The following is a 23,363-nucleotide window of genomic DNA, read 5'->3' on the forward strand; positions in this document are numbered from 1 at the left end:
GTTAGTGGGAAAAAGTTAAAAAACAGGCGACGGAATCACATTAAAACGCTAGAAGACAAAATTTTATGTGTGTTAATATACTACCGAACGTATATAATGCATCCATTTTTGGGCTATTTGTTTAATTTACACAATTCAAATATTTGCTAAAAAAAATGGGTTAGCGAAAAAAATCAAGATCACAAAACCAGAAAAAATATTTTGGTAGATGTGACAGACACAGCAGCCAAAAGATAGCAAAAAGAGAAGGAATTGGAAAAAAGAAAACATAAAAACCGAAATGAAGAAAACGGACAAATTTTATCAGTTTCAAAATCTCATCGTGGCAGGATTCATGACTTTAAGATACGAAAATAGTTCTGCCAATATAAAATATGCTGATTCTAGGGTTGGCAAAAATTGCAGTTGTGATTCCGTATAAAAAATACCGTAAAAAACCCCGGAGCAAAAGGATCATAGCTTGCGTCGTTTAGGTGGAAAATAAGACTCAAAGATATTTAAAATTATGTCACATGTAATTTTTAGAAAATATGAGGTTTAATATTATTTCTGGAACTTGAAGCATGGGTTTTTTTGCTTTGGCCTAACTCATACCTCGTTACTAGTATACCTTCTCGTAGGGGACCTAATGTTAAAAACAATAAAAATCACTTAAATCTATTGCCTAAGAGTTAATGATTTATCTAAGGAATTGATACCAAGACCTCTTATTTCTTTTCATATTTTTAATCATTGAAGATTGTTATTTTTCTCGTTATAAACAAAGCTATCATTACAGATAGCTAATTGAACTATCACTCAACTTTTTTAGGTAATGGTACAGGATTATTGCCCATAGAACGTAAGTAAGAAATAACATCTGCTATTTCTTGTGGTTTGGAAATACCAGCAAAAGCCATGCTTGTTCCCTTAATATAAGATCTAGGACTTCTTAAAAATTCAAATAATTCCTCATATCCCCAACTCCCTTCTTTTTCTAGCATTGGTTTAGAATAATTGAAAGACCCACCCAAGTGAGCTTTTTTATTTCCAACTATATTCCATAGATTAGGTCCAACCCTATTTGGTCCACCTTGCTCAAAAGTATGACATGCTATGCATTTTTTTGCCGCTACCTTTCCTTTTTCTGCACTGGCACTTTCCATTAAAGCTGCAATATCCAAAATTATATCCTGTTGACCAGTAATGCTACTTGCAACTTCTATTTTTTGGCTTTCTATAACTGTGTGCTCAGCGGGATTATACAGTACATCAACAATATTACTAATTATCATAATAACAAGTGCTGAAAATAAAATTGCACCTGCAATTTTGTTTAACTCAAAGTTATCCATATGAAAAGTTTTAATTTTTACTGTAACAAATTAAGAAATATCAGTCAATAAGCACTTTACTGTATATGTTTTTGATAATATCATACTATAGTAAATTAATTAGTAATATTCTAAAAAATACAAGCTGTTAGTAATTGGGGGGTAATATGAATTACAAAGAGTTATGTGCAAGCCTGTTTGCAGAATTAAATTATGCCTTCAGCCTTTGGTTTTCTGAACTGCGAGATATTGATCATTATCTGCAGAACTGTAGTCAAGAAATGAAAGAATTAGCAAAAGATATATCGTATGGTATATCTGAGTGGGATAAAGAATTAACTAATATTAAGTGTGACTTAGATAGTAACCAAGATAACATACAAATTTTAAAGCTATTATATAATAAATTATGTGATCTTAAAAGCAAAATGTCTCTGTCTCAAATAACAGAAAATGGTTTGATAAAGCGAGAAGACCCTTATGGCTTAGCATTAGAAGGTTTCAAAACACAATTGGAATGTGAAATAAAAAATGCAGAAAATCCGGAAACAATAATAAATGTTCAAATAGAACAAGAAAATCAACATTATCAAGTACTAGAAAGTTTAAGAAAGCAATTAGAAGATAAAGTAAAATGTGCAGAAAACTTAAAAGTAATAATGGACAATCAAGCGGAACAAGATAATCAATGTTACCAAGTATTAGAAGATTTAAAGATACAAGTAGAATTTGTAAACAAAAAAGTACAAAGCTTAAAATAATTAACTTTGCTCAATTATGAAGAGTTGAGTAGACTGAGAAAGGAAATAGGGGGAAAAGAAGATGAAAGAGATAGACTAGTAAGTGAAATAGAAAAGATATACGGTAAGTCAAAAAAACAAGAAAAAGAAATAGCAGCAGAAGATAAGTATTCAAAAAAGCTAGATGAAGAAATATTAAATGTAAAAGATACATTAAAAAAGTTGAAAACAAAGACTGATCTGATGCAACAACAATTAGAAAATCAAAAAGAACACAATATAGAGAAAGGGGAGTATCTAGCAGAATTAAAACAGGAAGAAGAAAACGAAAGAAATCGGTTAAAGGCTTTAGAAGATCAAGCGGCAATGCAGTATGAATCCAATATTCTAGAAATAGAGGAATTAGCAAATATGCGATTATGTCTTATCAGACAATCAAATTCTATAGACCAATTTAAGTGTATACTAAAGCCTCTGCAATATGAGTTACAGAACGATATATCACAAGATGAAGATTCATTTTTGGAGGATCCCATAGGGAGTTTACAAGATAGCACAATAAGCTCAACAACACAAGAAATATCAGATAAGGAAACTCAAACATTAAACACACAAAGAAGTCACGACAGAGGTATGAAATATACAGTATTTTTTACTATTCCTTTTGCTCTAACAGGTGTGTCTTTAACGATTATTCCACTAATAAAATCAACAAAAAATGATACTATTTTTCTGTCAGTGGGGTTGTCGTTTTCCATGTTAGCTATTGTTTGTCTTGTTGCAGTAACTCTTTATAGTTACTATAAAGAATCGATTGCGGATTTAGAATCACCTAAAAAATTAAATGGCAATTCTATAAATAATATCACCACTCAAGATTATAGTATGGATCAAGGTTTGAATTAAGTTAATGATAAAGTACCATATTGATAAAAACGGCAACCGCATAGCATACAAAAAAGTTAAAGGAACAAGAGCATCTGTAATTTTCTATGGTGGCTTTGCCTCTGATATGAATGGTACGAAGGCAAATGCTTTATATGACTTTTGCCAAAAATCCAACATAGAGTTAACACTATTTGATTATCTAGGGCACGGAAGTTCTAGTGGTAATTTTATTGATTATATAATAAGTGACTGGCATGAGAACTGTCTGGAAGTCATGGAAAATCTAACTTATGGTAAGCAAATAATCATTGGTTCAAGTATGGGAGGGTGGCTTATGCTTATGACAGCGTTAAGCATGCCTCAAAGAGTATCAGCACTCATTGGAATAGCTGCTGCTCCTGATTTTACAGAAGATTTAATATTTAAAAAATTATCAGATAAGCAGAAAAATGATCTATCTTCTTTGGGAATAATAGATTTTCCTTCAATTGAAGAAACAAAACCTCAAGAGAAGTTTAGTGATTGCAGCTATAAAATCACAAGAGATTTAATTGAAGATGGTAGGAAGAATTTACTACTAAATAAAGATAATATAGACATTAATTGTCCTGTGCGATTGTTACATGGCTTGAACGATAAAGATGTACCATATCATTATTCTATAAGTTTAGGAGAGAAAATAACATCAAGTGATGTAGAAATACACCTAATTAAATCAGCGCAACACAATATGTCAGATGATTATTCACTTAATGTAATATTCAAAACTCTCAATGAGTTTGTATAGTTTTAAGTTACAAATTTAAGTATCGTCCTGCACTCAATAGAAGTAATGATATTTATATCGTTTAAAATTCAATGCAATTATTATTTTCAAATAAAATAAATAGCACTTAATCTATAAATATTCAGTGATCTTAAATTAAATTTAAAACCTATTAGAAAAGGATTTTAAGAAATCTATATCTTTCAAGTGAGGTTTAAGAAAAAACAAAGAGAAATTAGAATATATTTTAGGTATGGTGGGCTTTTTGTTACTCGAGTAGATAAAACAATTACTTAACATGTCTATTTTATAACACTTTGATGAATAAAGCATATACAGGTATTGATTATGATTTATTGTCTCAATATGATGCTGAATCAGTACAGTAAGTTATGCTTATAAAATAAATAATTATTATTAATTAAATAAGGAATTTGTATGATCTATAATCCAATTACTGAAGAGTCTTTGAGGAGTGGTTTAGAAAATTTTAGTAAGATGAGTTGTATTGAAAAATATTCAGGTTTATATGGCTGTATATCAAGATGTGTTGATGTAACATTTCAAAAGGCAGATGATAATAATGAGTAGAGCGAGGGGTGGTCATAGCTTTAGCTATAATGATTATAAGCCGGATGATTTAATAACAGAAAAATATTTAGAACTTGCTGATAAATTAGAGGAAAATGGACAAGATAATTTCGTAGATAGACTTGTAATATAACTTCTAATATTCTATCTCTATGTTTGGATTAGCCCCAAATACCATCAACATCTTTGCTATACACGCATTGCAATGCAAAGGAGCTAACAAAATGGCAGTCCGCCCCTCACTGTTTGTACATTAACGTTTAAAGATGAAGATAATGATGCTCGTGCAACTTGCCGTATATCGGCACAAGATACAGCAGAAAAAAAATCTTCTTGCAAACCCATTAGTTCCCCCTTTGATTGGTTTCACCTACTGATTTTTACTCTTTTTACAGCAGGTAAAACTGAATCACACTCAAATTGATCAAAGTCTAATAAGTTATCAAATCTACTACATAAACTATCATTTGTAGATAAACAAGATTTAAATGATACTAAAGAAGATTGAGTGGATATTGAATAAAAAGAAGAAGATTTTGTACTGGAACTATCATTAGATCTTTTACGTTTAAGCATAAAAAGCCCACGCGTTTTATGCTCTGGCAGTTTACTGCATTCAACCTCCCTTAAAATTACTGAACCAACGGATATCGGTTTAATACCATCTTTGATATTGCGATCTTTCATGCACTGCAATAAAAATCTTTCTATAGCTGGATAAACCTCCTCATTTTCTGTAGCAATAGCATAGCCTATATCCCTAATACTACTGTACTTAACTAATACAAGAACTGCATCTAAATTGCCACATTTTGTTGCTAAATTAAGAGGAGTAAGCTCAGTAAGATCCCTATAATTTACATTATTTTGGTCAGTAATAAGGAGCATCTCAACTATAACTGGGTGCCCCATCTGTTTTATAGCTAAGTGAATAGGGTAATCACCATTTCTATCAGAAATATCACTACGTGCTTTTTTTGTTAATAAGAAGCCAATTATATCTTTCATATCTTTTTCCCCTTGAGCATAGCATGTTATTGCTATAAACAAAGCTGTTCTTCCCATATTATCTTGTACATCAACATTAGCACCATAATCACATAACAGTGTTACCATATCAATATTTTTTGCATGAGATACAGCTAAATGAACAAGATAGGTTCCATATATATCACTATCATTAACATTTGCTCCTAACTCAAGTAAAAAGTTAGCTATTTCTATATAATCACTAGAAACTGCAGGAAATAAAGCTGTACATCCTTTATCACTTTTTAAACCAATATTAGCTCCCCTGTTATATAACAACTTTACTACCTCTTTTTTCCCATTCAAAGTAGCTAAGTAAAGAGTAGGTGTACTCCCAATATCAACCTTTGCACCTCGGTCTAACAAGAATTCAATTGTATCTTGATCTTGCTGACAAATTGCAAGATCTAGGGCTGTACTTCCATTGCAATTCAACATGTTGATATCAGCTTTAAATCGAAGTAACTTCTTTACTATAGGTAAGTTACTGAATAAAACAGCAACATGGATAGGTGCTTGACCAGAATCACTTTTTATATCTGGACTAATCCCTAATTTTAACAATAGAGTGGTCTTTTTTATATCACCTATATATATTGAATCAAAAAGTTCAGTTTTTTTTATCAGGAATAATCTCTTTCTGATTAAAATAGCACATAAATTTTGATACAAAAAGGTAAGCCAAGAGGCTTGACCCTATCATAGATGATGTATTTCCTCTAATATAATTAGTATTACTAACACTAGGCACATCTTGTGTGATCGCTATATCACTGCAAAATGGCAAATCACGGAAACTTTGAAATGGCAATTTAGGATAAAGATGCTTAAGATATCCCTCAACTCGATCTATTGTAATACTTCTATCATTATAACTACAATGATCTATTTTTTTTACAATTGATATTGTATTTTTCTCGTAATATTTATTAATAAATCAACAATATCAGTATTATTCTTATCGATAGCAATACTCATCGGTGTCTGATTGTGTTGATTACTATAGTCTTTCCTAAACTGAATGATAAACCTCAATAATAGAGTTACCAACAAGAAGAAGAAATGTTGATGCATTAGAGGTAACTTTTGATGGTATGCGAGCAATGTTCAATGGGGTTTAAATCAGGAGAATATGGAGGAAGATAGAGTTTTCTATTTTGTTTTAGCGGTTTTATTGCATTATCGATAACTATCGCACTGTAATTGTGGTAATAATATTTGTTCTAACCACAGATTAAGCACCTCTTTGTCACAACCTCCAGTAAACAGTCATTGAAATCTTCCTCCATCCTATTATGTTCTCGTCTTTTACCAGTGCATGTATCTTCTCACCTCTTGGCGCCCGCCCATACTCTCTATATAATCTATTATCAATTCCAGCTTCATCTATATATACGATTGGTCTATTTTGGCAATTTTTTCGATAAATCTTTTTCATCTCTTGATAAATTTTTTTTAATGTGATTTTTAGCTGTTGTACCAAATTGCGCTTATTCCGAAACCAATTTCATCTCTGCCAGCTGGATGCTTTTTTACATATTCTTCTAGGGATCTATTTTTCGGATAAAATTACCATTTTTTGCTGGTTTTAACCATCTGCTTTCTTTTTTAGCCATCGTCGCTATTCCTATCTCTAAAAGCTCCGCAACCTCAGCCTTTCTTTTTCAACTAAAGATAATCTCTTAAATCTACACTGTATGCCATTTTCCCTCTTCTAAAATTGTTCATTATACCTTTATCATTTACTTTGGAAAGTACTATAGTAACGAGGTATGAGTTAGGCCAAAGCAAAAAAACCATGCTTCAAGTTCCAGAAATAATATTAAACCTCATGTTATATTTTCTCTGAGAATTGCGATAAACTGTACCAGACACCACTTAATCTGACAGTGACGAATTAACTGACAGAAGAATTTAAATATACTATCAGAATCCTGATTTAATATTTTTCTAAAAAGCAATATATCAAGAAAAGTTTGCATTGGCGTTTTATCATAGCAATATTTGTCTGATTGTCTCATTGTAAGAACGCAACCAACATCAATTTGCAGATCTTCTAAAGAACTATATTTCTAAAGATGATTTGCATAGTTTTGTGAAGCATTGGTCTGTGGAGAGTGGGTTTTGGTTCTAGAATGATCGATATGCCTAAATAAAGCTGATAATTTCACGCAATATTCTGTACCTCTATCAGTCAAAATGCGCAATATCAAAGAATGCTATCATTTAGCAAGAGGTAATTGCTGTCTTATCGACTTAGCAAACGAGAATAAGTATCAATAAAAGTCTAGCTGGTAAATTCGCCCATTATATTACCCACGTAATATGTATCCTGAGAACCCAGATAACCTGAGTATCAATTTCACTATCTTTGTTCTTTCACTTTTTCTAAAGCTGTTAGAATTATTCCATCTTTTTGCTTCTAGTGCTTTAAGTCTTTTCTTAAAAGTCTCAACTATCCACCTTCAGATATTATTTTTTTCTCAGCTCATTTTTTATATGCTGGAAATTCTGTTGCTATACAGATCTTTCTATGTCTTCCGAAACTCTGTTTGCAAACTTTCTTACTTATCTCATCTCCATTTTCGTATAACTCCTTGAAGCGATAAAATTTGAATATCCCATACGCTTGTGACACATTTCCTAGTTGTCTTGCTAAAATCCTAGTTTTAGTATTTTTTTTGCATTGTATTCATTTCTCTTATTTTTTGTTATTTTTTTGTTCTAAGTGTCAGTTCAAATCTTATTTAATACAACTAAAGGTAGAGCCAACTGACATAACGAGAATTATCTCAGACCTACTTAGGTAACATACACCTATAAAGCAACTATCATTCTTGTAATTTTTTGATCTCATTTTCAGGTAGGCCAGTTATTTTAGCTATGATATCTATAGGTATACCAGCTTTAAGTAGGTTTCTTGCAACTTCAATTTTCCCTTGGAGAGAACCGATTTGGATGCCTCTTTCTTCGCCAATTTTGATGCCCTCATTAAGCTTTTCAGAGAGAGAAGAAAGGTAATCATCAGTACGTTTCTTAGCTTGATCATAAGCAAGACGCTCTTCTTTAGTCCAATTAAATTGGTTTAACTCATTGTAAGCCTTACCAATAATTACATCACTACCTATTATTTTTTGCAAATCTTCCTCGTCAGTTTCATTGGCATATTTAAAAAAGTATATCCATTTTTCAACGATATTATCCAGCTGATCTTCTTTTGTTTTATGAAATTTAGGCAATTCTATGAAGGTGAAGCTAAAGTCTTTAAGGTCGTGTTCAAAGGTAATTTTATCGAAAGTAACGTGATCAGATTTATAAGCAAGCTTATTAGGAAATAAGATAAAATTAGTGATAGCAATAAAAACAACACCTTTGAGATCATGATACTGATTCCCTACATTGGCCTGATTAGAATAAGCTTTGGCAGCATAATACTGAGCACGTTTTTCAAAACCAGTAGTTTTAGCGACTTGCATCTCAACAATTGTCTGGACTCCTGTAGAATCAATGTAGAGAACATCAACAATGCTTTGCTTTTGAGAGGCAATAATAGGATCTTGAATAGGACTCAAGAATGAAACATCTGTAATTTTATTGATATCATGCAAATCTAGTATATCATTTAAGAAATAAATGAGAATATCCTTATTCTTCTCAGTGCCGAATATCCTTTTAAAGGCGATATCATTGCGTGCATCGAGAAATTTAGATAGAGCCATATAAAGAAAAAGAATAAAACATTAATAATTATACACTATTTAAAGTAACTTTGCTAAATAAAATTAAACAGCCCTTATAGCTTTTTATGATATAATTTCATGAAAAGGGTGGGGGAAAATGAAATATTTTATATTTATACTAACTATACTGGTCTCATTGCATAGTTATGCATCTACTTGCCCAAGTGTAAAAATATGTTTTACTCCTGGTCAAAACTGTACGGAAGAAATTGTTAATATGTTAAATAATGCTAAAAATTCTATACTGCTACAAGCATATCAATTCACCTCAGAACCTATTGTGAATGGGGTTATAGAAGCTAAAAGGCGTGGTATTGAAATTCAAGTTATTCTTGATAAAAGTCAAGTAAAACACAAGTACAGTATGGTAGTTGTAAGAGAGCTGTTAAGTAACAAGATACCTGTATGGATTGATAGTAAACCTGCAATTGCGCACAACAAGGTGATGGTAATAGATAATCATAAAGTCATAACAGGCTCATTTAACTTTACAGCTGCAGCACAAAAAAGGAATACTGAGAACTTGCTTGCAATTGACGATGCGGAAGTAGCTAAAAAATATACAGAAAACTGGTACAAAAGAAAAAAGCAGTCCAAACCTGCAGGAATAAATACGGAAGTATAATGGCAATAATATTACTAGACGCTAAAACAGTAAGTCGGATAGCAGCTGGTGAGGTTGTAGAACGTCCAGCCAGTGTGGTAAAAGAATTAGTAGAAAACGCTATAGATGCCGGTAGTACTGAAATAGAGATCAAGATAGAAAGTGGTGGTCGTAATCTTATTACTGTTACAGATGATGGTAGCGGTATAGAAAAAGAAGAGATTGAGCTAGCTTTTATGTGTCATGCAACTTCTAAACTCAAAAATGATGATGATTTGATAGAAATAAAACATTTAGGGTTTCGTGGAGAAGCACTGCCCTCAATTGCAGCAGTCAGTAGAATAAAATTATCGTCTAGGGCAAAAGGAGTTGATTCTGCTTGGTCTATAGCTTATGAAGGTGGGGAAAAGGTGATGGATCTTACTCCTTCTGCAATACCAAGTGGTACAGAAATTGAAGTAAGAGACTTATTTTTCGCTACTCCAAACAGACTGAAATTTCTCAAAACTGAAAGAGCAGAAACTCAAGCAATTGTTGATATTGTCAATAACTTAGCAATGATCAATCCTGGTATTAGCTTTATTCTTTATTCAAGCGATAAAAGGCTTTTCAAATATACTAAACAAACTTCATTGCTTACTAGACTTTGTGAAATTGAAAAAGAGTTTCAAGAAAATGCTCTGGAGATTAATGAGAAAGATGAAGATGCCAAGGTTACAGGGCATATCTGCAAACCAACAGTAAATCGTGGTAACTCTACTATGATCTATACTTTCGTTAATAATAGACCAATTAAAGACAATATGCTCATAGGGGCAATAAGATATGCATATAATGACTTTATTCCCAGTGGCAGATATCCAGTTGTAGTACTGCATTTAGAAATACCATATGATCAAGTAGATGTAAATGTTCATCCAAATAAGCTAGAGGTAAGGTTTAGAGATAAAAAGCTTATATATGAAGTAATCACTAGGGGATTAATTAAAGCTTTATCAATGAGATTAAATGATAAGAAAAGTGATAAAAAAGATATTCCTCTGAGCCCATTTGAGAGATTTATTGCTGATGATAAGAGTAATGAAAACAGTAAGATAAGTAAGGATAATAGAAGGAATCAAGAATTCTATCCCAAATCTCCTTTAGAAAGTTCATTAATGAATAAATTTCTATCTCCTGATTTAGAGACACAGAAATCATCAATAAATTTACAAAAAGAGCTAAGCCCTACAGTTCATGACCAAACAGAAGTTTTAACTGAACAGATAAACATAGTAGAAGAATATCCTCTAGGGCTTGCACGTTGTCAGGTTTATAACACCTATATAATCTCACAAACAAAAGATAAGCTAATTATCGTTGATCAACATGCAGCTCATGAAAGATTAGTTTATGAGTATTTAAAAGAAATAATGAAGAAATCAGAAATCAAAAGACAAAAATTACTTATTTCTGAAACTGTAGTAATAAACAACCAGGCTGGAACTGAACTTATAGCAAAGTATAAAGATAAGCTTTGTGAAATGGGTTTTAATCTTGAGATTGCCTCAGATACACTGGTAACTGTCAGAGAAACACCTGCAATTTTTGGTGTAATTAATGTAAAAGAAATGATACTAGATTTAGTCGATAATCTGATACTAATTGAAGATACTCTACCTATAGAAGATAAAATGAAGAAGATATGTGCAACTATAGCATGTCATGGTTCAATTAGAGCTGGTAGAAAATTAAAACTTGAGGAAATGAATGCCATACTCAGACAAATGGAAGCAACTCCTTTTTCTGGTCAATGTAACCATGGAAGACCAACCTACATAGAAATGAAACTTTCTGATATTGAGAAATTGTTTGAAAGACGGTAAGAATAAAAACCAAGTTGTCCGGATTTTCCGGAATACTGAAAGTCAGTAGTTTCCTTTGTTTTTACTATTCCTCTGTGGATTCAATTAAATTATGTTCAAAAGTAGCACCATAACTCAGCAACAATTGTATAATTTCTTTATTTCTGGTTGCATATCTAGAGCTGTCATGGTTATAATGAGCCTTTAATTGCTTGTTTTTTTAATAACAACTCAACAATACTCTTATTACTGTTAATTACGGCAAGATGCAAAATCATATTTACCTTGTATGTTAACACTCGCACTACTTCGTATCAGTATTTCTGCAACTCTTTCACAATTATGTGAAACTGCAATATGTAGAGGAGTGTTACAATTTCTGTCTATCGTATCAACATGTCCACCACTTTTTATGAGCATTTTTATAATTTCATCATTTTAGCAGCTAGATGCAGAGACCACTCACATCTTCATACTGCTTTATTTTTTATCAGAATTTCAACAATCTCTTCAAAGCTGTGTTTAATGGAAAGATGAAGCGGAGTACTATTACTAATGTTTCTAGCATTAACATTTGCACCACTGCGCAAAAGAATATTCAAATGACCATTTCTAGCAGTAAAGTGTAAAACCTTTTCTATCTTTAGCATTAACGTTAGCGCCTTTTCTTACAAGAAATTCCAATACGTTTTCCCAATTCCATTTAGCAGCTAAATGCAGTAGTTTTAAATCAAATTAATAACAAAGTAAAGAAGTATCTTAAAATTTTATTAACCTTTTTAGCTATGGCATTTAAATCCTTATCAATCCCCATACTGACCTCTATAGAGCGTTATATACTAGAGCGTGTACTCTTCAGGGTTAGGATAGTATTAATATTTAGCAAGAGAAATATTTAAAAAAAATACTCTTTATACGAGAAATTTAAAAAACTTCTGGTGCTGGATTTAGTAAAAATCTATAATATTTATGCTACTATCTGACAAAATTCTTCTATTATCCTTTACTAATCATCATCTGGGCTTCTTGCTTTAAGTCCTCAATATTTTTGGCAGTAGTATTTCAGCTGATACAACTTTTAATTGAGATTATATTCTTATATATTTATCACTCATTACTTCATTTAGCTGATAATCCACAGCATCAAGACCACTGTTGAACATAACATCTAGTAAAGGTTTAACCCATTACCAAATCTTCTTGATCTATTGTACTTTATGGTTCTTTCTAATATACCTGTACCAATAGAAAAAATAGTTATATCATCGTTTGGAAATACCATTAGCTACCTGCTACTTCAGGAGAAATCAATCTCTTCATCATAGATAACATATTTGAGTCTAGATACATTATCAGACTGTGCTTCACTAAGATGAGGCTTAACCTTAAGCTGCTCAAGTGCTATATTAAAATCCTCTGTGGTGAGTTTTAGTTCTTCTGTTTTTTTAGCACGATTTGCAGCAATAAGCTTTGCTTCATTTGCTAAATGAGACAACTTAGCACCTGAAAAACTATCAGTTTTATTTGCAATTTCTGTAAGGTCTAAACCATCTATAGATGGTACACCATTTATATTAATATCTAATATCTGCTTTCGTAAGCCAGAGTCTGGTAAAGGAATAAAAATTTTCTCAGAAAAGCGGCCTTCTCTAATCAGTGCAGAATCTAAAACTTTTATACAGTTGGTTGCAGCAATTACGACTATATCTTTATTTTCTTTGAAACCATCCATCTCAGTCAATAATTGATTCAAAGTCTGAACTCTATCTTGAGATGTAGTACTACCAAAAGTACGCTCTGCACCGATAGCGTCTATTTCATCTATAAAAACTATACAAGGAGCATTTTTTCTTGCTTTTGCAAAAAGTTTTTTTACAATATCTACTCCGTGACCGGCATACTTTGAAACAAATTCAGAGGCCGAAACATTTATAAATTTCCTATTAGTTTCACCTGCAATTACACGAGCAAGAAGAGTTTTACCAGTGCCAGGAGGACCGTAAAAAAGGTAGCCTTTTGGTTGCTCATATTTCAGTGTGTTTAATTTGTTTTGCATTTCCTCTGATATACTCTCACAAACTATCTTCAACTTCTCCATCACCTCGTCTGAAATTGCAACATCACTAAATTTTTTTTGTGCCTCTAAGTCAATTGATCCTATTTCATTTTGATCAAGAAATTTCTTGGACCTTGGTAAAGCTAGTAACATACCACCTGAGAATACAATAACTACAGCGGAAAGCGCAACATAACCAACAATAGATGCAAGATAAAGACTTGATATTACTGCTGGACTTAATAAACCAATATTAATAATTATAGCAGATGCTATTGACGCTGATAAAATTAAAGTTGCCAGAGTGATAGTAGTATAAAATACCTTTTTCATTGTATAAAAATAATTAACTTATTAATAGTAAAACATAAAAAAATAGTGGTGTCAATTTTTTTACTAGTAGCTTTTACTTTCATGCAATAATAGGTAATAAGAACACACATTACTGTCACTATAAGCCATACAAGGTTTAAACTGTTTTTTACGTTTTTATTTAGCTTGTTCATGTTCAATATTTTTTCTACATTAAATAGATAATTTACTTAATTTTTCTTAACCTTTCATTTATTAGATGCCACTAATGTAGTAAGGTAACCTCTACTACTTAAAGTATGTTCTACCTTATTTATCACCCACTCACCATCTATTTCTTTGCCAAACTCTGCAAGATTAAGTCTAGCTTCAGTAAAAACTTGAGGATCACCTGGCATGGTTATATCTAAAGTTGCTGTACTACGCTTTAGTTGTTTTAATTTTGCTTGAGCTGCACTTAATGCTAATTCTGAGCTTGGGTAAACTTCCTGTATCACATAACTTGGACTACCAATTCCAGCTGTTTCTGAGATAGTTTCTCCCTTCTTGTAATCATACCATTTTGCTATCACAGAGTTATAACGATTGCGTACAGTAAAACATGCTTGCCAGTTAATTACATCTTGAGGAGTGATAGCTACTGCTTCTAAAGCCTTCCCTGATACTGACTTTGATTCTCCTTGAGAGACAAAAATTATATATCCACCTATAGGTTTGACTATTGCACCATATTCTCTAGCTACTTTAGTTAAAAAACTCATATCACTTTCATTGGTTTGATAGGCATGCTGCACTAAGATATCTTTAAACTTTGTAGCAACTTTAGCTCCATAACCATGCTTTCGTGCTATTTGTGTTACTAAATCACCTAAGGTAATCTGGTGCCACTGCTTTGACATTTGTTCTTTTAAAGATCTCTTTAAATTAGCAGCATGAGCTTTAATCCTTACTGTTTGTGGTGGACTTTGTATTATCACTTCATTTGCTACATAAACTCCCATTGGGCTGTCTCCTTATATCCAACTTTAAATTACCTGCAAACTCTAAATTCATAATTAAAACATATCTCAGCTTCATCACTGGTAGTGCCAAGTTCATCAGTAATACGCAGTGATACTAACCTATTTTTCAAACTCTCTATAACAAAGCTTTCTTCTGTGATTATGTTAAAATCAGGTATCATTTTAATCTAAAATTCTTACAATGGACTTTTGTGGCATCTTCTCAAGCTTAAATCTTAAGTCCTGTGGGCAAAAAACTACCATATTCTGCAAGTCCAGCTCTAACACTTTTTCCACAGCTCCAGAAGTAAAGCCATAATGTTTAAAACAGATATAATCTAAAATCTCATTCTCCTGAGTATAGTAATACATAACGTTTTAAACTTAAGTTAAATTCAATCTTTCTTGGCAAACCAGAAGGGAGAAAGAATCTCTGCTTTTCTTCTATATGAGTAATAACAAAATGCCCAAAGATAAATCCTGAAGCTTGGGCTAAGATATGGGGTATTTGCTTTACCTGTGACTCTCTCATGTCAACTAAATCATTAAAATGCAGCTGCGGACAGATCACCCCTTCCAAATCAATATGTTCTATTCCTGAACCAATATTTTGTAATGATATTTGACCAATACACTCAACCGTATGCCATCTTTGCTCTTTATAGCATCTTAAGCTTGTTGGAGAGAATTTATATGGTCCAAGTGACAACATTAATAAATCTCCTCTACTGTATCAAAAAGCGCAGCGCGTGCTTGTTCTCTTATTCTTCTTATCACTTCATCGGCAAGACTACGAGTATCTTGATTAGGCTCTGCTTTAATACTGATATTATAATTATTAGTAATATGTTGAGCTTTATTGAAGGTTTTCTCTTCCTTATTTTCAAATTTACTCTTTCTTTAAATATCTTGTCAGTATCGTTTTTAGAGTTATTCTCAGCAAACTTTTTCTCTTCGATAACGCTATTTATCTTAAAATTCTTAAGAGTATTATTTTTAGAAAACTCTTTTGATGCGCTGTTGTTTAAAGGAGAATTTATACTTTTTAAAGTACCATTTTTAGAAATATCATTTTCACTTAATGAACTTCTCCTTTTTTCAAACTCTTTGAGTGGGCTATTTTCAGAAAGCTTTTTTCCAACAACACTTTTCAGTGGAGAAACAACAGTATTGCCTATCCAAGCAAAAGCCTCACCAATGGGTTTGATAATTGACTTAATGTACTCCCAAAAACTAGCAAAGAAACTTTTTACCTTTTCCCAATTAGCAATAACCAGAGCTGCACCAGTTACAAGTCCTGCACTAATAATCCTATAGGATTGCTTATTACTGCAAGCGTTATGGCTCTAAGTCCCATTACTACTGCTGGAAATACCGATGAAGATAACGCAGTAAATGCTAAAGTAAGTGGTCCATGCATAATAGCTGCTAGTGCCAAAGCTCCACCTTTAATAAAAGTGAGGGCATAACCTAATCCTATTGCTGCTATTTTAAAACTAATCAATGCGGTAATAATACCCATAATTGCTGTAGTTATTTTGGGATATCTCTCTGCAAATTGAGCTATGTTGGTAGATACGGCTTTTAAAGCTCCAGTGATCATATTTAAAGTAGGGAGCATAACTGAACCTAAATTCATTCCCACTTCTGTTATTGAGTTTTTAAGCAGTTGTAAATTATTAGCTGTGCTCCCTGTAATAGTACTACTAAAGCTACCATCCAGTACTGCACCTATTTTTATCGATAATGTTGACATCTAAACTCCGTTGCTACTTTAACCCAAAGAATGAACTCTTCTATTTCCATGTCTAAAAATTGTTCAATCCCACCACCTGTAACAGAACTAAGCAATAGTACATTTAACCTTAAGTGATGGAAAAAAACCTCTTCATGAAAGGTAGGGTAAAAATGACTTTTAACTTTGGAGAGGAAGTTCTTGAGATGAATCTATCTTCCATAAAAGCTGATGACAAGGTCAATAATGCTTTAAACTTTGGTGCAATAATAGTACATATGGATGACAAAAGTTGTGAGATCTTTGCAAAACACTGTCAAGAGTTAGAAAAAGAACCACGTTTAACCAAGATTATTGCTGGTGCCAAGAGTTTTGTAAAAGCAAAGAATGGCGAGCAACCTAACTTGCCTTTTACTATAATGGAAAGTGTAAGTGTAACAAATTATCCTCACTGTGGGCACAGCCTTTAGTTAAAAATAGCTATTTCAAAAAATTTAATTAGCAGCGAAGATTGAATGGAAAAAACACCAAATGTAATTGAACCACTAAATTTTGAAGAGATCTTATCACGGATGAATGCGGAATTAGTAAACTAACTTTTCTGCATTAGTTGAAAGCGATAAAGATTTTAGAAATTGGAGAGAGCTTTTGCTAAGACAGAGAATTAACGAAGTGCTAATTTACTAGCTTTTGCCACAGTTGAGCATTTAGCTGAGTTTTATGGAGTTGAGCGTAAAGGTGCAGAGAATGATGAGCATTTAAGAAAAAGAGTTAAAGCTAAGGCTGGGGAGCTGCAGGAAGTAAAATCGCTATCACGCCCTATCAGCTGATATTAGAGTTAAAGATGCTTTAACCTATTCCTGGTAGTGTCGAGATTGCTATATTATCTACGGAAGGGATACCCTCTGACGAACTGTTAAGTATTGTCAGAGAACAAGTAACCAAATAAGAATTTTAACTGATACAGTAACAGTTGTAATATCATTCCAGTTGATATCTCTGCCAAAATTGATAGATACTATTGAAAACATAAAATATACAAAAGTTTGAATCTACTAAAAGGTTGGGTTGGAATGTAACCAGATCATTTTTTACAGAAGGTGTGGAGAATTTATAGAGCCAAAAGAAGATATAAGGGCAATGAAATTAGGTAATTTTAAGATTGAGAAATCCCTAAAACATATACGTCTGTGAGCAGGCAGGATGGTATGTATTATCTCTTTTTTACTCATCAAATAGAAATAACAATATAAAATCTATTCTAACAAATTCAAATGAAAGCTGCTCTATTACCCCCTAATTCATCGGCGACAGAAAAAGCGATAGTAGAAGCAATTAATTATCCTTTAGACGTGAGTTGCATTAGAGGATTTAAGTTTAATTTTAAGAAAGAAATACTACCATGGCTGGTTGATGAGTACGGCCTAGAAGAGATTCTTTACTGGGTAGCTGATAAAAGAAAAGCAATTAAGGAAGGAATAGAGTTCCAACGTTTAAGAGGAACACCAGCTTCACTTAAAATGGCATTAAAATATTGATACCATCACCATTGAAGAAAGTTCTTTGAATTGCAAATAATTTCTTTATTGATACAGTGATAGCTTTAACTAAGCTGGCATTACCAGTAAGATCACGGCTGATGAGGATGTACAATGATCACTACAATGCTCAAAGGTTTATATTGGATGCAAGCTTATGGGGAGATCTTCTTTCTCTGGGATAAAGGTTATAAAAGATGGTCCAGTGCTGTCATTCGGTAGAGTTAATTACTTTGAATCTAAAAGTCCACTTATTAAGATGACTGTTTACGTGATCATTATGAGCAAGCAATGATTTATATCGTTTAGATGTTTGGAGAAACAGAACTAAGAATTATCATAGTGTCTGCAAGCGCCAACACCAGTGGCACAACTTTCAAGCTTATTACCACAAACCTTATTGCCACAGATCAAATTTGCTAAAAGTGTTGTCAGATATTAGAAGACGTAAATGCTTGTTTTCCTCTGATGAAGAGGTAGACTTTCTTTGGGAAATTTCAATGAAATTTAAAATATAAGCCAATTTTAGAAAGATTCAGTATCACTATGAAGCAATCATGATCATAGGAGATATAACTTAGCAATGTTTATCTTAAGAGTGATTTAGACTCAAAGCAAAATTCGTGAATTAGAAATGCAGTATTTTACCTTGGTTGGCACCAACATAAACATTTAAATGGTCCGATGTTAGATCTGTAGATATTAAATATATATATGAATATTACAATATATACTATTTTAGTACTACTATAAGCAACTTGACTTCTAATTTAGCTTAAGGACTACTGTGAAGTATAGCAGTAAACATTAGAAAACTCTCTGTCGCTGAAGAAGCTAATTTTTAAGGGGAAAAAATGGATACATCTGTAATTAAAGAAGTGATGTCTCTAGAAAGTAAAACATTAATAGAACTGAGAGAGATGTGGAGGAGACTTTTTAATACTCACCATATTCAAAAAGATATTTAATACCAATTATAGATTACAAGATATATCAGATAAAGCCGAGAAAAAACTTAGCTGATCAAATGGAAGAAAGTAAATAGTAAGATAGCCCATATCAGGTTATTCGTCAGTATCGAGGATGAAGTAATAGTAACTGATATAGGATATGTTTATAAGGGACAGCAGTATAAATCATTGTCTAAAATAGCAGGACTGGCAATAGCTACAATGGTCCTTTATTTTTTGGCATGCGTAAAAAGTCACCTACAAGGAAAAATGCTTAAAGAAGTTATTAAAGAGATAAAATTATACCAGAAAATCATGTGAGGAAGGATTAGAGCAAGCATTCAATAGTCTCGATGCTCAACGTTTAGCTGGGGAAAGTTATATTCAAAGTCAGCAGCATGAGGGGTGGATTTTAGTAGATAAAAAGTATGATGATGGTGGTTATAGTGGTGGCACTTTAGAGAGACCAGCTCTGCAAGAACTATTTAAGGATATCGAGAATGCTAAGATTGATTGTATTGTGGTTTATAAAATAGATCGTCTCTCTCGGTCTCTACTTGATTTTGCTAAAATAGTGGATTTGTTTGATAAGCATAAAGTAACATTTGTTTCAGTAACACAGTCTTTCAATACCGTAAATTCAATGGAATATAGTCTTAAGTTTTGCTCAATATGAAAGAGGGAGAAAGAATTAGAGATAAAACAGAAAGGTATATGGATGGGAGGAAAAGCACCAATTGGTTACAATGTAGAAGACCGTAAGCTTATTATCAATCAAGAGGAGACAGAGGTAGTAAGATATATCTTCAATCGATTTATAGGTTTAAAATCAGCAGCTGCCGTTGCTAGAGAATTAAATAACCAAGGATATAAAACTAAAGCAGAAAAACCATTTAAAATTGCTACAGTAGGAGGCATCCTCACTAATACTACTTATATTGGCTATATTACTCATAGAGGCAACCGGACAACATCAGGCAATAATTAATAAGGGGATAAGGTACAAGAGGTTTTTATTAAACGTGAAGGGATAAAGCCTAAAGAAGAATATAAATTAAAGGTTTTGTGGTAGTTGTAAATCAGTAATGAATATACCAAGAAGAAAAGTAAGAGGTATTGTTATTATGTTTGCAACAGTCATATAAGAGGTGCTTATTAAGTAGTATAGCTGCAGGAGAGATAGAGAGTAATACAAATTCGCTTATTACTTAAAAATCCAATAAGAGAATGCAAATTTTAGATGATAAAAAAATCTCTCAATTACAAAAGATAGTTGGGACAATTTATTTCCAAGAGAAGATTATTCGGAAAAAGCTATAAGAGTAAATGAAGATGAAGCTGCATTAATCCTACAGAACTTTGCTGGGAATACTGAGGAAGGACCAGATAGTAACATAGAAAACGAGGAAATATCCTTATTTATGCCATTAAAATTTAAACAGATCAAGCAGTAATATTACTCCCCGAATTTAAAGAAGAAAAAAATATAAATTACACCTTACTTAAGGCGTTAGTAAATGTGGCAAAGACAATTAACTTATGGTAAATGTGGAACTATAAATATTCACAACAGGATCAAAATATCCGCAATGAAATTGAACTTTCTTTCACCTAAAATCAAAGAAGATATTTTAAATGGCTCAGCAGACTTACTGCCTAACTTTTCCAGTATAAGAAATATACCAATATTATGGCATGAACAAGAGAAGATTTTTTACGAACAGTAGTGATTGCAGTTTATTCTGTAAATCTAAGTATTAACATCTTCTGTACTTTAATGAATATCTTATAAATAAAAAACATCAAAAAATAAGATAAATATAAGTTGACTTAAGTATAAATAGATGGATACCACTGAAGATATCAAATCTAAAATTTATATGCTACTTGAGAGGTCAACTTTGTATGAATAATAATGGTAATGGAAACAAAAATGGAAAAAGAAGAAGTTGAAGCACGTATATTATCTAGCAGGGGTAGGTCATTGTTTGATTACGAAATACTTGAGTTAATTTTATACTCCACTTATCGTAAAACAAGAAGTTGCAGAAAAATTTTGTTCAATAACGTAGGAAAATGCAGATTTTCATGAACTAAAAATGGGGTGAATAGTTTAGCAATAGCAATAATTTTTTGCATAAAGGAAACTTTAGAGAGAACATTAAGAGAAGACCTACAAAAACTACCAATAACATAGAAAAGTTAATTGAATACCTTAAATAGGTCAGATAAGTAAAGAAAACTTTCGAATTTAAATAAAAGACATCGTTTAATTGATGAATATATCCAAGATACTAGACCACTGTATACAAGAGAAGTTATAAAAAGGGCATTACTAGTAGGAGCGACTTCTATAATTATATCGCACAATCACCCGAGCGGCAGTCTCACAAAATGACATAGAAAACAGATTTCTGTAGCCTGCCATAGTATCGGCATAGAAGTTGTGGATCATATCATCATTACTGAGATTCTCCTCTTCAACTAAAGAAAATAAGAGTGTTAATTTTGGATTAGCTAAGTAGAATGCACACAATTATAATTTTGAAAATTTCGAATTTCTCTGTTGAAATGCCCCAGTTTTGATTAAAATGAATGAGCTGCATGCATAAATTTTCTTCTACATCATTGGATAAAGCATATGATATTTTTAAAATTTTCGTAATTTAAACACTGATCAGTTTATTGTCAATTTTACGTCTTATGTAGTAAAAAAGAAGTTCAAATCTGGTCATTGAGTATATGTAAGACAATTGGAAATGATCGAGCAATACCTGTTCTAGGTCATAATCTATGAGCATTCCTTGAGGGATATCATATATGGCAAATTATCCTCACTATTTAAACACCGATATTTTAGATACTTTTTAATCTTCTTACCCAAGAAAGTGTGCATTATAGATTATTGTTAAAATTATATGATATTAGCATAAATTAATTTATTTATTCTTAATAGATGTCAACATATTAATTACTTAATATCTTTTACAGAGCATAGATGAACAATGATGCAAGTACTATCCAAACAGGATAAAAGACAGCAATATCTACACTCAAAGTTTTTTATAGCAAGCAGTGAAGGTATGTCAACTAGTGAAATCATGGAGATTATATTGTATAGGGCACAACCAAATGTTAGAGAAATTGTATACAGGTTAATGGATAAGCTAGGTAGTATTACTAAGATCTTTAATTTATGACTTAAAGAGCATAGAAGGTGTAAATGACGCATTCTATATTATGTGCGAAAGAAATTTTAAAACACAGGAAGAGATAGATGCATTGCCCATTGTTAGTAATTGGAGTAAACTAATAGATTACTTAACGGTTAGTGTGGGAATGTATGACAAGATGAATTTTCGTGTTTGAATAAAAAATATCGCATAATTGCTGATGAGTTACAAAGATGTGGAACAGTAGATCACTCTACATTAGAAATATTATAAAAAGAGTTTAAGAGCAACATCGATTATAGTAAGTCATAACCACTTAAGCGGCAATTTCAGAGGATGATATAGATATTACAAAATTTAGCGTGCCATTGTATGCAGATCGAGTTTTTGGATCACATAATCCTAAAAGATATTTTAGTTTTAAAGAAAAAGATAGATAGCGATATAACTGTACTAAATTTATGCTTAAAATTGCCACTTGGAACCTATACGCAAACGGATTGATCAACTCTGCAGCTTTGTTACTGAAGATGAAATTGATATTATAATGTTACAAATGTACAAATGAGCAGTGAACAAATAGAGCAATTAGGTTATAGATGTATAGTTCATGGAGAAAAGGCAAGAAACGGTGTGGCAATATTATCAAATAGTTGAAGATAGTTTAAACACAAGTATTATTGATAATGAAGTTATTTAGAATGTTTGATTGAATGTAATGGTTTTAATCTAAGGGGTATATGTACCAAATGGCCAAACTGAAGCATTTAAGTATAATTTCTTGATTGCTTATATCAGATGACTTGTTTGAAAAAGAGGAAATAACCATATAGGAGGTACAAATAAGATAGATGTGCATATGCCACTGAAGATAAGATAGGTTTTCATATAGATGAACGGGTTTGCTATACTTCATTCAGTGATGCTTTTAGAATAACAAACCCAGAAAGTAAGGAATTTAGTTGGTGGGAATGGCAACAGAATAAGAGACATTTTATTATCTCCAGAAGCAACAGATAAGTTAGAGAAATCAATAACAAAATACGTGCAAAAGAAAATCCATCAGATCATGCCCCAGTTGTC

General features: G+C 32.1%; 29 protein-coding genes and 5 pseudogenes. 19 read left to right on the plus strand and 15 right to left on the minus strand.

The window, feature by feature from the left end; translation table 11 throughout:
• Positions 1–12 precede the first annotated feature (12 nt).
• A pseudogene (locus AACL09_RS06385) lies at positions 13–147 on the plus strand (transposase family protein); the annotation flags it as partial.
• Positions 148–794: 647 nt separating this feature from the next.
• Here AACL09_RS06385 and AACL09_RS03190 read toward each other — a convergent pair.
• Positions 795–1,334 carry a cytochrome c family protein gene (locus AACL09_RS03190; RefSeq protein ID WP_339048916.1) on the minus strand — a complete coding sequence of 180 codons (540 nt, stop codon included), beginning with the start codon at positions 1,332–1,334 and terminating at the stop codon, positions 795–797.
• Positions 1,335–1,480: 146 nt separating this feature from the next.
• Between AACL09_RS03190 and AACL09_RS03195 the strand changes: the two genes are divergently transcribed.
• From AACL09_RS03195 to AACL09_RS03215, 5 genes are all read left to right on the plus strand, one after another.
• Complete coding sequence (locus tag AACL09_RS03195; RefSeq protein ID WP_339048918.1) at positions 1,481–2,074, plus strand: hypothetical protein; 594 nt, start codon at positions 1,481–1,483, stop codon at positions 2,072–2,074.
• Between the two features lie 6 nt (positions 2,075–2,080).
• Positions 2,081–2,959, plus strand: a complete 879-nt coding sequence (locus AACL09_RS03200; protein ID WP_339048920.1) for a hypothetical protein — start codon at positions 2,081–2,083, stop codon at positions 2,957–2,959.
• 4 nt (positions 2,960–2,963) lie between these two features.
• The gene (locus tag AACL09_RS03205) at positions 2,964–3,728 is read left to right on the plus strand and encodes an alpha/beta hydrolase (RefSeq protein ID WP_339048922.1); all 765 of its coding nucleotides are present in this window, start codon (positions 2,964–2,966) and stop codon (positions 3,726–3,728) included.
• A gap of 417 nt (positions 3,729–4,145) precedes the next feature.
• Positions 4,146–4,298, plus strand: coding sequence for a hypothetical protein (locus AACL09_RS03210; RefSeq protein WP_339048924.1), 153 nt, complete (start codon positions 4,146–4,148; stop codon positions 4,296–4,298).
• Positions 4,291–4,431 carry a hypothetical protein gene (locus AACL09_RS03215; protein ID WP_339048926.1) on the plus strand — a complete coding sequence of 47 codons (141 nt, stop codon included), beginning with the start codon at positions 4,291–4,293 and terminating at the stop codon, positions 4,429–4,431. Before AACL09_RS03210 ends, AACL09_RS03215 begins: the two co-directional genes overlap by 8 nt.
• Positions 4,432–4,514: 83 nt before the next feature.
• Here the strand turns inward: AACL09_RS03215 and AACL09_RS03220 are convergent, their stop codons facing one another.
• The 5 genes and pseudogenes from AACL09_RS03220 to AACL09_RS03235 form a co-directional block, all read right to left on the minus strand.
• Positions 4,515–4,643 carry a hypothetical protein gene (locus AACL09_RS03220; RefSeq protein ID WP_339046862.1) on the minus strand — a complete coding sequence of 43 codons (129 nt, stop codon included), beginning with the start codon at positions 4,641–4,643 and terminating at the stop codon, positions 4,515–4,517.
• A 21-nt stretch (positions 4,644–4,664) separates the two neighbouring features.
• Complete coding sequence (locus AACL09_RS03225) at positions 4,665–5,999, minus strand: ankyrin repeat domain-containing protein (RefSeq protein ID WP_339046864.1); 1,335 nt, start codon at positions 5,997–5,999, stop codon at positions 4,665–4,667.
• 401 nt (positions 6,000–6,400) lie between these two features.
• Positions 6,401–6,520 (minus strand): transposase, encoded by a 120-nt coding sequence (locus AACL09_RS06390; RefSeq protein ID WP_410519821.1) that lies wholly within the window; start codon positions 6,518–6,520, stop codon positions 6,401–6,403.
• A gap of 699 nt (positions 6,521–7,219) precedes the next feature.
• A pseudogene (locus AACL09_RS03230) lies at positions 7,220–7,965 on the minus strand (IS481 family transposase); the annotation flags it as partial.
• Between the two features lie 193 nt (positions 7,966–8,158).
• Positions 8,159–9,046, minus strand: a complete 888-nt coding sequence (locus AACL09_RS03235) for an Rpn family recombination-promoting nuclease/putative transposase (RefSeq protein ID WP_339046866.1) — start codon at positions 9,044–9,046, stop codon at positions 8,159–8,161.
• A gap of 118 nt (positions 9,047–9,164) precedes the next feature.
• Between AACL09_RS03235 and AACL09_RS03240 the strand changes: the two genes are divergently transcribed.
• Together AACL09_RS03240 and mutL are read left to right on the plus strand one after the other, a co-directional pair.
• The gene (locus tag AACL09_RS03240; RefSeq protein ID WP_339046869.1) at positions 9,165–9,692 is read left to right on the plus strand and encodes a phospholipase D family protein; all 528 of its coding nucleotides are present in this window, start codon (positions 9,165–9,167) and stop codon (positions 9,690–9,692) included.
• The gene (mutL, locus tag AACL09_RS03245) at positions 9,692–11,536 is read left to right on the plus strand and encodes a DNA mismatch repair endonuclease MutL (RefSeq protein WP_339046871.1); all 1,845 of its coding nucleotides are present in this window, start codon (positions 9,692–9,694) and stop codon (positions 11,534–11,536) included. The genes AACL09_RS03240 and mutL overlap by 1 nt, the downstream gene beginning before the upstream one ends.
• A 231-nt stretch (positions 11,537–11,767) precedes the next feature.
• Here the strand turns inward: mutL and AACL09_RS03250 are convergent, their stop codons facing one another.
• From AACL09_RS03250 to AACL09_RS03280, 8 genes and pseudogenes are all read right to left on the minus strand, one after another.
• Positions 11,768–11,935, minus strand: coding sequence for an ankyrin repeat domain-containing protein (locus tag AACL09_RS03250; RefSeq protein ID WP_339046873.1), 168 nt, complete (start codon positions 11,933–11,935; stop codon positions 11,768–11,770).
• 50 nt (positions 11,936–11,985) lie between these two features.
• A complete protein-coding gene (locus AACL09_RS03255) occupies positions 11,986–12,156 on the minus strand; it encodes an ankyrin repeat domain-containing protein (protein ID WP_410519827.1) in 171 nt (56 codons plus the stop codon).
• Positions 12,128–12,199 carry a hypothetical protein gene (locus tag AACL09_RS06395; RefSeq protein WP_410519828.1) on the minus strand — a complete coding sequence of 24 codons (72 nt, stop codon included), beginning with the start codon at positions 12,197–12,199 and terminating at the stop codon, positions 12,128–12,130. Before AACL09_RS06395 ends, AACL09_RS03255 begins: the two co-directional genes overlap by 29 nt.
• A 613-nt stretch (positions 12,200–12,812) precedes the next feature.
• The gene (locus AACL09_RS03260) at positions 12,813–13,904 is read right to left on the minus strand and encodes an ATP-binding protein (protein WP_339046876.1); all 1,092 of its coding nucleotides are present in this window, start codon (positions 13,902–13,904) and stop codon (positions 12,813–12,815) included.
• A gap of 227 nt (positions 13,905–14,131) precedes the next feature.
• Positions 14,132–14,884 carry a phage late control D family protein gene (locus tag AACL09_RS03265; RefSeq protein ID WP_339046878.1) on the minus strand — a complete coding sequence of 251 codons (753 nt, stop codon included), beginning with the start codon at positions 14,882–14,884 and terminating at the stop codon, positions 14,132–14,134.
• 29 nt (positions 14,885–14,913) lie between these two features.
• Positions 14,914–15,066 carry a hypothetical protein gene (locus AACL09_RS03270; protein ID WP_339046880.1) on the minus strand — a complete coding sequence of 51 codons (153 nt, stop codon included), beginning with the start codon at positions 15,064–15,066 and terminating at the stop codon, positions 14,914–14,916.
• A gap of 1 nt (position 15,067) precedes the next feature.
• Positions 15,068–15,256: pseudogene (locus tag AACL09_RS03275) on the minus strand (tail protein X).
• Complete coding sequence (locus tag AACL09_RS03280) at positions 15,231–15,596, minus strand: phage tail protein (RefSeq protein ID WP_339046884.1); 366 nt, start codon at positions 15,594–15,596, stop codon at positions 15,231–15,233. The pseudogene AACL09_RS03275 and the gene AACL09_RS03280 overlap by 26 nt, the downstream one beginning before the upstream one ends.
• 134 nt (positions 15,597–15,730) lie before the next feature.
• On the opposite strand from AACL09_RS03280, the gene AACL09_RS03285 reads away from it, so the two are divergent.
• The gene (locus AACL09_RS03285; protein ID WP_339046886.1) at positions 15,731–16,201 is read left to right on the plus strand and encodes a hypothetical protein; all 471 of its coding nucleotides are present in this window, start codon (positions 15,731–15,733) and stop codon (positions 16,199–16,201) included.
• Here the strand turns inward: AACL09_RS03285 and AACL09_RS03290 are convergent.
• Positions 16,173–16,640 carry a phage tail tape measure protein gene (locus tag AACL09_RS03290; RefSeq protein WP_339046888.1) on the minus strand — a complete coding sequence of 156 codons (468 nt, stop codon included), beginning with the start codon at positions 16,638–16,640 and terminating at the stop codon, positions 16,173–16,175. The genes AACL09_RS03285 and AACL09_RS03290 overlap by 29 nt on opposite strands.
• 116 nt (positions 16,641–16,756) lie before the next feature.
• Between AACL09_RS03290 and AACL09_RS03295 the strand changes: the two genes are divergently transcribed.
• From AACL09_RS03295 to AACL09_RS03330, 10 genes and pseudogenes are all read left to right on the plus strand, one after another.
• Positions 16,757–17,089, plus strand: a complete 333-nt coding sequence (locus tag AACL09_RS03295) for a hypothetical protein (RefSeq protein ID WP_339046890.1) — start codon at positions 16,757–16,759, stop codon at positions 17,087–17,089.
• A 45-nt stretch (positions 17,090–17,134) separates the two neighbouring features.
• Positions 17,135–17,813, plus strand: a pseudogene (locus AACL09_RS03300) (baseplate assembly protein J).
• 80 nt (positions 17,814–17,893) lie between these two features.
• Positions 17,894–18,157, plus strand: a complete 264-nt coding sequence (locus AACL09_RS03305; protein ID WP_339046892.1) for a phage tail protein — start codon at positions 17,894–17,896, stop codon at positions 18,155–18,157.
• 157 nt (positions 18,158–18,314) lie between these two features.
• A complete protein-coding gene (locus AACL09_RS03310; protein ID WP_339046895.1) occupies positions 18,315–18,452 on the plus strand; it encodes a hypothetical protein in 138 nt (45 codons plus the stop codon).
• Between the two features lie 1,016 nt (positions 18,453–19,468).
• A pseudogene (locus AACL09_RS06400) lies at positions 19,469–19,783 on the plus strand (recombinase family protein); the annotation flags it as partial.
• A 42-nt stretch (positions 19,784–19,825) separates the two neighbouring features.
• Positions 19,826–20,095: a recombinase family protein gene (locus tag AACL09_RS03315; RefSeq protein WP_339046897.1), complete on the plus strand. Its 270-nt coding sequence runs from the start codon at positions 19,826–19,828 to the stop codon at positions 20,093–20,095.
• A gap of 927 nt (positions 20,096–21,022) precedes the next feature.
• Positions 21,023–21,199 carry a hypothetical protein gene (locus tag AACL09_RS03320; RefSeq protein ID WP_339046899.1) on the plus strand — a complete coding sequence of 59 codons (177 nt, stop codon included), beginning with the start codon at positions 21,023–21,025 and terminating at the stop codon, positions 21,197–21,199.
• Between the two features lie 228 nt (positions 21,200–21,427).
• A complete protein-coding gene (locus AACL09_RS06405) occupies positions 21,428–21,505 on the plus strand; it encodes a JAB domain-containing protein (protein WP_410519829.1) in 78 nt (25 codons plus the stop codon).
• A gap of 607 nt (positions 21,506–22,112) precedes the next feature.
• Entirely contained in the window at positions 22,113–22,307 is a 195-nt protein-coding gene (locus tag AACL09_RS03325) for a hypothetical protein (RefSeq protein WP_339046901.1), read from the plus strand.
• 40 nt (positions 22,308–22,347) lie between these two features.
• Entirely contained in the window at positions 22,348–22,476 is a 129-nt protein-coding gene (locus AACL09_RS03330) for a hypothetical protein (protein ID WP_339046903.1), read from the plus strand.
• Positions 22,477–23,363 lie beyond the last annotated feature (887 nt).

This window comes from Candidatus Mesenet endosymbiont of Phosphuga atrata (assembly GCF_964020175.1).
GTDB lineage: Bacteria > Pseudomonadota > Alphaproteobacteria > Rickettsiales > Anaplasmataceae > Mesenet.